A 7,642-nucleotide genomic window follows, 5' to 3' on the forward strand; every position below is an offset into this window, starting at 1 on the left:
GGCAGCGCCTTGACGATCAGCCGGTCGAGCTTGGGCGCGCCGCGCCAGTACGTCCGGTTGGCGGCGAGTTCGACCTGCTGGCCCTCGGTCTGCGAGACGAACCCGAACGGGCCGGTGCCGACCGGGTGTTGGGCGAAACCGGCGGTGCCGCTCTTGCGCACGGCGGTGGGGCTGGCGATCAGCACGTGCGCGAGGTCCTCCGGGAAGTGCCCGTTGGGTGCGGTGGTGACCAGTTCGATGTGGGTGTCGTCGGTCTTGCGGTACGAGGCGATGTCGCCCGCGTACTCCTTGGCGGCCGCGCCGAGCGCGTCGGTGTACTCGGGGCTGGACTTGTCCAGGTAGCGGTGCAGGTTGAACAGCACCGCGTCGGCGTCGAACGGCGTGCCGTCCTGGAAGGTGACCCCCTGGCGGAGGGCGAACGTCCAGGTCAGCCGGTCCGGCGCGACCTGCCAGGACTCGGCGAGCGCGCCCGTCACCTGCGGCGGCCGGTCGGTGTCCTTCAACAGCTCGTACCGGGTGAGTCCTTCGTAGATCTGGAAGCTCAGCAGGCGCTTGCCCTCGAACCCGGCGCCGCCGATCACGGTGTCCAGGTTGGGCAGCTTCCCGGTGGCCCCGATCACCAGCGTGCCGCCACCGGCTCCGCCGGCCCCGTCCCCCGCCCCGCCGTCCGCGGTGGCGCAGCCGGCGCTCGCCAGCAGGACGGCGGACGCGGCAAGTGCGGCGGCTCTGGAACGGGTTCGGGCGTAGGTGCTCATGACGGTCCTTCGTTCGGTTCGACGGTGGTGCGGACGTTCGGGTCGCGCAGCGCGACTTCGGGGCCGGAGGCGGCCAACAGGGCTTGCGTGTAGGGGTGTTGTGGTGCGCTCCAGAGGGTGTCGGTGGGTCCCTGCTCGACCACTCGGCCGGCCCGCAGCACCAACGTGCGGTGCGCGAACCGGGCGACGGCGGCCAGGTCGTGCGAGACGAACAGGTAGGCGGTGCCGGTGCGTTCGCGCAGTTCGGTCAGCAGCTCCAGCAGTCGCCGCTGAGTGGCGGGGTCGAGCGCGGACGTCGGCTCGTCGCACACCACCAGGGCCGGTCCGGTCGCCAACGCCCGTGCCACCGCGACGCGTTGCAGCTGCCCGCCGGAGAGCTCCCGGGGGAACCGGCGGGCCAGCTCCGGCGCGAGACCCACCTGCCGGAACAACTCTCCGATCCGGTCCGCCCGTTGACGCCGGGGCACGCCGTGCGCCCGCAGCGCGAACCCGACTGCCTCGCCGGCCCGCAACGCCGGGTTCAACGAGCCGCGCGGATGCTGTGGCACGAACTGCAGTCGCCCCCGCACCTCCCGGTCGGCCCGCGCCCGCAGCCGCGCCGGATCCCGCCCCTCGAACGCCACCGCCCCGCCGTCCGGCCGCACCAGCCCCAACGCGAGCCGCGCCAGCGTCGACTTCCCCGACCCCGACTCCCCCACCAACGCGACGGCCTCCCCGGCGTGCACCTCCAGACTCACCCCGCTGACGGCGGGCCGCCCGGCCCAGCTCTTGGAGACCTCGTCGAGTCGGAGGAGTGGGAGGTCGTTCGAGGATGGTTCGGTGAGCGTGTCGGTCACCGGTGGGCTCCTGTCGGGCTGGTGCCGGTCGGGACCAGGAGGGTCTCGACCGGGCCGGTGACGGCGAGTCGGCCGTGCCGGAGGACGGCGAGGGCGCCGCCGATCCGGGCGGCGGCGGAGAGGTCGTGCGTGACCAGCAGCAGCGCGAGGCCCTGCTCGGTGCGCAGCGTGTTGAACAGGTCGAGGATGTGGGTCCGGACCAGGGCGTCCAGGGCGGTGGTCGGCTCGTCGGCGATCAGCAACTCGGGCCCGCACGCCACCGCGAGAGCGATCGCGGCACGCTGCCGCAGCCCCCCGGACAGTTCGTGCGGGTACGCGGCGGCCACCCGCGACGGCTCCGGCAGCCCGGCCGCGGCGAGCACCGGCAGCGCGGCCGCCCGGGCGGCCTTCCGGCTCTCGGCGAGGCCGTGCCGACGCAGCACCTCGGCCAGTTGGGCGCCGATCCGCCGCAACGGGTCGAGCGTCGCGGACGGGTCCTGCGGGACGTAGCCGATGCGGCGGCCCCTGATCCGCGACAGCTCCCCTTCGGGCAGCCCCAGCAGCTCGGTGCCCCCGAGCCGCACCGACCCGCCGACCCGCGCACCGCGCCCGGGCAGCCCGAGCACCGTCCGCGCCACCGTGGTCTTCCCGCTCCCGGACTCCCCGAGCAGCACCAGCGCCTGCCCGGCCCCGAGAGTGAGGCTCACCCCGTCCACGGCCCGCACCCCGCCGGGGTACTCGACCGTCAGGTCATCGATCGTCAGCACGCTCACGTCTCCCTGCTCGGCAGGCGCACGACCAGGGGCGCGGGGAGCGGCGCGACCGGCCTCGGACCGTCGGCCGGGTCGCGGTCCGTGGTCGAGTCATGGCCCGCGTCGCGTTCCTGCGGCGGGGTGCCTTCCGTCCCGCGCGGTTCCGCCCCCTCGGCTTCGCCCGGGGGTACTCCCGGGGCCGCCCGGTTCCCCACCTGCGCGCGCAGCGTCTCGCCGAGGGTGTTGAAGAGCACCGACACCCCGAGGATCACCAGCGCCGGAGCCGCGGCGAGCCAGGGGTGGGTGAAGATCGCGGGGCGGAGTTCGTCGAGCATCGCGCCCCACTCGGGGGTGGGCGGGGCGACCCCGAGGCCGAGGAAGGAGAGGCCGGCGGCGTAGACGATGGCGAGGCCGACCAGGGAGGTCGCGTAGACCAGGACGACCGGGGCGACCACCGGCAGGACCTGGCGCAGGACGAGCGCGGGCCAGGTCGCGCCGCTGACTCTCGCGGCCTCCAGGTACTCGGCGGAGCGGATGCGTCGGGTCTCGGTGAACGCGACCCTGGCGACCGCGGGGGTCAGGACCACGGACAGCGCCAGCACAGTCGCACCGAGGCCCGGCGTGAGCAGGGACGCGACGGCGATGGCGAGCAGGACGCCGGGGAAGGCGTACAGCACGTCGAGGGTGCGCAGCAGGGCCTGTTCGGTGAGGCGTCCGCCGAGGCCGGCCGCGATGCCGAGGAGGGCGCCGGCCAGGCCGGCCACGGCGACGGGCAGCAGGCCGGCGGTGAGGGACGGACGGGCGGCCCACAGCAAGCGGCTGAGGAGGTCGCGGCCCTGGCTGTCGGTGCCGAGCAGGTGGCCCGCGCTGCCGGGGTCGAGCAGCCGGTCGGCGAGCTGTCCGGCGGTGGGGTCGGCGGGTGCGAGCAGCGGTGCGGCGACGGCCAGCAGGACGGGCAGCAGGGCGGCGGCGCCGGCCAGCACGCCGATCGGAAGTCGATTTGTCGTCATTTCAGCCCCGCACTCGGGGGTCGATCAGGGCGTGTGCGGCGTCCACCAGCAGGTTGATGCCGACGAAGGCGGCGCCGACGATCAGCACGCCGCCCTGAATGAGCGGCAGGTCGCGGGCGGTGAGCGCGTCGTAGAGCAGGCGGCCCAGGCCGGGCCAGGCGAACAGGGTCTCCACGAAGACCACTCCCTCCAGCAGGTAGGCCAGTTGCAGGCCGCCGATGGTCAGCAGCGCGGGCGAGGCGTTGTGCGCGCAGTGCCGCAGCACGGCGGCCCGGCCGAGGCCGCGGGCGCGCAGGCCGTCGGCGAGGTCGCCGTCCAGGACGGCGGAGAGCGCGGCGCGGTGGACGCGTGCGGTGAGGCCGAGCGGGACGAGGGCGGCGGCGGTCGCGGGCAGCAGCAGGTGGCGCAGCAGGTCGCCGGGCCCGCCGCCGGACCCGAACGCGTCGTGGGTGCCGCCGGCCGGGAGCAGTTGCCAGTGGACGGCGAACACCGCGATCAGCAGCAGCGCCACCGAGTACTGCGGGGCGGAGACGGCGAGCGTGGAGGCCGCGCTGCACAGGCGTCCCCACCAACCGCGCGGGCGCAGCGCGCCGAGTGTGCCGAGCAGGACGCCGCCGGCCAGGACGAGGGCGAACGCGGCGGCGGTGAGGGTGAGGGTCTCGCCGAGGGCGGGCAGCAGCAGGGCGGTGACGGGGCGTTGGGTGGAGGTCGAGGTGCCGAGGTCGCCGGTGAGGGCGTGGCCGAGCCAGTCGAGGTAGCGGACGGGCAGGGGCCGGTCGAGGCCGATCCGTTCCGCCAGGGCCTGCCGGGCCTCGGCGGGAGCGCCGGGGCCGAGGAACGCGGTGACGGGGTCGCCGGGGACGAGCGCGACGGTGGCGAACACGACGGCGCTCACCCCCAGCAGGGTGGGCACGGCGAGCAGCAGGCGGCGCAGCAGGAAGCCGGTCACGAGGTGCTCGGGTCGGCGGGGACGGTGGCGGGCATCGGCGGGGAAAGTCCTTTGGTTCGGCGACGGGCGGGGGCACCAGGTGTGCGCGGTGCTCACGGCGCGGCCCGTCGGGTGTGTCCAGGCCGAGCGTCGTGGACGGTGCGTAGGGGCAGCCAGCCAGGCGTTCATGCTGATACCGCTGGTCATAGGAACGGCGGCACGGGGTACCGCGCTGCGGCCGACGGCCTGGCGGCGAACTTTCCTTGACCGGCCGTCACCAGCGTCCATACGATTTCCGGTATGGCATATCGGCGGACCGACTTCACCCTCTGGGGAATCGGCGGCTCGTGGCACCGCAGGTGCTTCGACGAGACCTGTCGTCCCGGCGCGGTGCGCCGCCCCCGGGCCTGACCGGCCCCGGCGTCCGCCCGTCCTCCGCCGGGATCCTGCCGCGCGCCGTCGTCCGGCCGCCGCCGATCCCCACCTCCCGTGCCGGGCCCCACGCCCCGGCCCGCCGCCTTCGAGGGGACCTCCGCCATGCACCCGTACCCCGTCACGCCCTCCCGCCGGGAGGTCCCGTGCCCGCGCTGACCCGCGGCTCCGCCCGCACCCTGCGCCCGCCCACCCGGCGCGGCACCCGGTCGCTGGACGCCCTGCACACCGAGATCGACAACCCGCTCGACCTGCTGGCGGGCCATCAACTGCTCTCCGACGCCGCCCGCCCCGCCCCCGAGCCCGCCTGCACCTGCGGCCACCCGCTTTGCCCGGCAGGCGCCCACCGGCCGGCCGCGACCCGGATCTTCCTGATCGAACGCCACCCGGTGGTCAGCGCCGGGCTGCGCAGCGTCCTCGCGCCCGACCCGGACCTCGCGGTGGTCGGCTCCGCGACCGACCCCGCGCACGCGCTGGCCGCCGTCCACCGGGCCCGACCCGATCTCGTCCTGCTCGGACGCGGATCCGGTCTGGACGCCGACCTCGCCGCCGTCGCCGCGCTGCGCCGACCCGAAGGCGCGCCCGGCGCCCGCGTGCTGCTGCTGCGCCGCGCCGAGACCACCACCGAGGCGAGCCGCATCCTGCTGGCCGGCGGCAGCGGCTGCTTCCCGCTCGACCTGCCGCCCGACCGCATCCTCGACGCCGTCCACCTCGCCGCCGCCGGCGCGACCCTCTTCCTCCCCGCCCCCACGCCGCTGCGCCCGCACCCCGCGCCCGCCGAGCGTCCCCTCGACCAGGTCGGCCTGACCGACCGCGAACGCCAGGTCCTCACCCACCTCGCCCTCGGCCTCAGCAACGCCGAGATCGCCCGCCGCCTGACCCTCGCCGAAGCCACCGTCAAGAAGCACCTCACCCACGCCATGCGAAAAACCGGCCAGTCCGACCGCCTCCGCGCCGCGCTCTACGCCGTCCGCCACGGCCTCACGGGCTGAGCCACGCGGCGAACGGAGCGGCAGCACCGTCGAGTTGACCGGCCCGGGCAGCCTCTGCCCGGGCCGGTGCCGCCGGAGCCACCACCGCGGCCGGCAACCCGTCGTCGGTGGCCCGGCCGGTGGCTGCGATCATCCTCGGGTGCGCCGACTCGACGAACTGATGAACGTGGACGACCCGGCCTGGCCCGAGCTGCGGGAGGCCCTCGCGGCCGCGCCGTCGATCCGGGTGCTGCCCGCCGACGAGCCGGAGGCCCACCGCTGTCTGCTCCAGCTCCAGGTCACCGCGCGCTCCACCCTCGGCGCGCTGACCCTGCACACCGGCGGCCTGCTGCTGGACGACGGCTGGCTCCGGGTGTTCGGCGGTGGACCGGCAGGCCTGGGCCGGGTCAACCGGTTCCCGACCACGTTCGATCCCGGCTGGCACCCGGGGACCGGCCTGGTCCTCGCCCACGACGTCCTCGGCGGCGTCTTCGCCCTGAACGGCCACGACCCGGCCGCCGCCGGCCGCCCCGGAGCCCCCGGCCAGGTGACGTACTTCGCCCCGGACTCGCTGGAGTGGGAAGCCCTGGACGTGGGCCACTCGGCGTGGACCTCCTGGCTGCTGTCCGGGCAGTGGGCGTCGTTCTACGACGGCCTGCGGTGGCCCGGTTGGCGCGAGGAGACCGCCGCGCTGGCGGCCGACCAGGGGATCGCGGTGTACCCCTTCCTCTGGTCGGAGCAGGCCCGCCAGGATCTCGCGGCCACCAGTCGGCGGCCCGTCCCGATGCGTGAACTCCTCGGCATTGCCGGAGACTTCGCGCAGCAGGCAGGCCTGCCGGACCCCGGCTTCCTCGGGGACGTGTAGCGACGTGTAGCGAGACGGGCTGCCGCCGACCTACGGTTCGATGTCGCCCGCGAAGACGATGATCTGGTCGATGAGGCTCCGCCGCAGATGCACGACATCCGTTCCCGACAGACGGGGACCTCCGTCGGGCGTGGTGAAGGCCCACTGGTACCGGGCCCACTCGTCGGGCATGTCCACCGCCGAGCAGCGCGCCATCGTGCCGGTCCCCGCCGGGTGGTGCCGGATGTCCAGCACGAACCGCTCGACCGCCGCGATTCCTTCGCTGCGGCCCAACGGCCCCCAGAAGACCACGTCCGAGGTCAGGGCCTGGGAGAGCAGGGCCGTCACATAGCTGTCGTCCGAGGCGTTGAACGCGGAGATGAACGTGTCGATCGCGGAGCGTGCAATCTCTTCCTGCATGTCCTAGTAATACCAGCCGTTCCACGTGCGCTCGTCCGCGAGCCGCCTTCCGGTCACGGTGCACCGTCCCGGTCGCCAACGGGTTGCCCGGGTGCCGCTCGCGGCCCGCGGGCGGGTGACGCGGGCCGCGCAGACGGCTGCGGTGGTGAGGGTGACAGCCGCGCAGAGGGCGGCGGCGCCGAGCAGGCCGGGCCAGGCGACGGCGGTGAGCGGAGTGGTCAACAGGTTAGTCAGGGCCGCGTGTTGGGTCGCGGCGGTGAGGGCGGTGGCGGCCGCGGCGAGCAGGATTCCGGCCAGGACGGCCCCATCACCGCCGTGAAGCTCCCCACCGCGAACGCCGCATCCACCCCGTCCAGCGCCCGCACCACCCCCTGCCCCCGCCGATACGCCCGCCGCACCCCGGCCAGCCGCACCATCGCTCATCCCCCCAGACGCTGGGCCTCCGCCCGCCCCTGATCCCGACCCTGAACTGTCCCTGACCTGCCGCCCAACGACTACGGTCATCACCGTGACCGACTCCCACCCCCACGAGGTCGTCGCCCGGCCGCGCACCGCCGCCGGAGTCCTGTTCTTCGACCCCGAGGGCCGACTCCTCCTGGTGAAGCCCACCTACAAGGACGGGTGGGAGATCTGCCCGTCGTCGAGGCCGCACCCCGGCCCGGTGACGTGGCCGGGGTCTGCACGTGCAGTGGTCGGGCCCGTGAACTCCTCGGCT

Annotated in this window: 9 protein-coding genes and 2 pseudogenes; 3 read left to right on the forward strand and 8 right to left on the reverse strand. The window is 75.0% G+C overall.

Annotation, left to right across the window (positions count from 1 at the left end; genetic code table 11):
- The 5 genes from IEZ12_RS02790 to IEZ12_RS02810 form a co-directional block, all read right to left on the reverse strand.
- A partial coding sequence (locus tag IEZ12_RS02790; RefSeq protein ID WP_229847178.1) for an ABC transporter substrate-binding protein occupies positions 1-755 on the reverse strand: 755 nt, incomplete at its 3' end.
- Positions 752-1,591: an ABC transporter ATP-binding protein gene (locus IEZ12_RS02795; RefSeq protein WP_189270581.1), complete on the reverse strand. Its 840-nt coding sequence runs from the start codon at positions 1,589-1,591 to the stop codon at positions 752-754. The genes IEZ12_RS02790 and IEZ12_RS02795, both read right to left, overlap by 4 nt.
- On the reverse strand, positions 1,588-2,337 hold the full coding sequence (locus IEZ12_RS02800) for an ATP-binding cassette domain-containing protein (RefSeq protein ID WP_189270582.1): 750 nt from the start codon (positions 2,335-2,337) through the stop codon (positions 1,588-1,590). Before IEZ12_RS02800 ends, IEZ12_RS02795 begins: the two co-directional genes overlap by 4 nt.
- Before the next feature lie 2 nt (positions 2,338-2,339).
- Positions 2,340-3,332: an ABC transporter permease gene (locus tag IEZ12_RS02805; RefSeq protein ID WP_189270583.1), complete on the reverse strand. Its 993-nt coding sequence runs from the start codon at positions 3,330-3,332 to the stop codon at positions 2,340-2,342.
- A gap of 1 nt (position 3,333) precedes the next feature.
- Positions 3,334-4,281: an ABC transporter permease gene (locus tag IEZ12_RS02810; RefSeq protein ID WP_189270584.1), complete on the reverse strand. Its 948-nt coding sequence runs from the start codon at positions 4,279-4,281 to the stop codon at positions 3,334-3,336.
- Between the two features lie 557 nt (positions 4,282-4,838).
- Here IEZ12_RS02810 and IEZ12_RS02815 point away from each other — a divergent pair.
- On the forward strand, positions 4,839-5,684 hold the full coding sequence (locus tag IEZ12_RS02815) for a LuxR C-terminal-related transcriptional regulator (RefSeq protein ID WP_189270585.1): 846 nt from the start codon (positions 4,839-4,841) through the stop codon (positions 5,682-5,684).
- A 139-nt stretch (positions 5,685-5,823) separates the two neighbouring features.
- Complete coding sequence (locus tag IEZ12_RS02820) at positions 5,824-6,528, forward strand: DUF2625 family protein (protein ID WP_189270586.1); 705 nt, start codon at positions 5,824-5,826, stop codon at positions 6,526-6,528.
- Positions 6,529-6,558: 30 nt separating this feature from the next.
- Here the strand turns inward: IEZ12_RS02820 and IEZ12_RS02825 are convergent, their stop codons facing one another.
- The 3 genes and pseudogenes from IEZ12_RS02825 to IEZ12_RS37590 all read right to left on the reverse strand — a co-directional run.
- A complete protein-coding gene (locus IEZ12_RS02825; RefSeq protein ID WP_189270587.1) occupies positions 6,559-6,927 on the reverse strand; it encodes a nuclear transport factor 2 family protein in 369 nt (122 codons plus the stop codon).
- 3 nt (positions 6,928-6,930) lie between these two features.
- Complete coding sequence (locus IEZ12_RS02830) at positions 6,931-7,149, reverse strand: hypothetical protein (RefSeq protein WP_189270588.1); 219 nt, start codon at positions 7,147-7,149, stop codon at positions 6,931-6,933.
- A gap of 74 nt (positions 7,150-7,223) precedes the next feature.
- Positions 7,224-7,343 (reverse strand): annotated as a pseudogene (locus IEZ12_RS37590) (ABC transporter ATP-binding protein); the annotation flags it as partial.
- 92 nt (positions 7,344-7,435) lie between these two features.
- Between IEZ12_RS37590 and IEZ12_RS37595 the strand changes: the two are divergent.
- Positions 7,436-7,642, forward strand: a pseudogene (locus IEZ12_RS37595) (hypothetical protein); the annotation flags it as partial.

It is taken from the genome of Kitasatospora griseola (assembly GCF_014648555.1).
Classification (GTDB): Bacteria; Actinomycetota; Actinomycetes; order Streptomycetales; family Streptomycetaceae; genus Kitasatospora; species Kitasatospora griseola.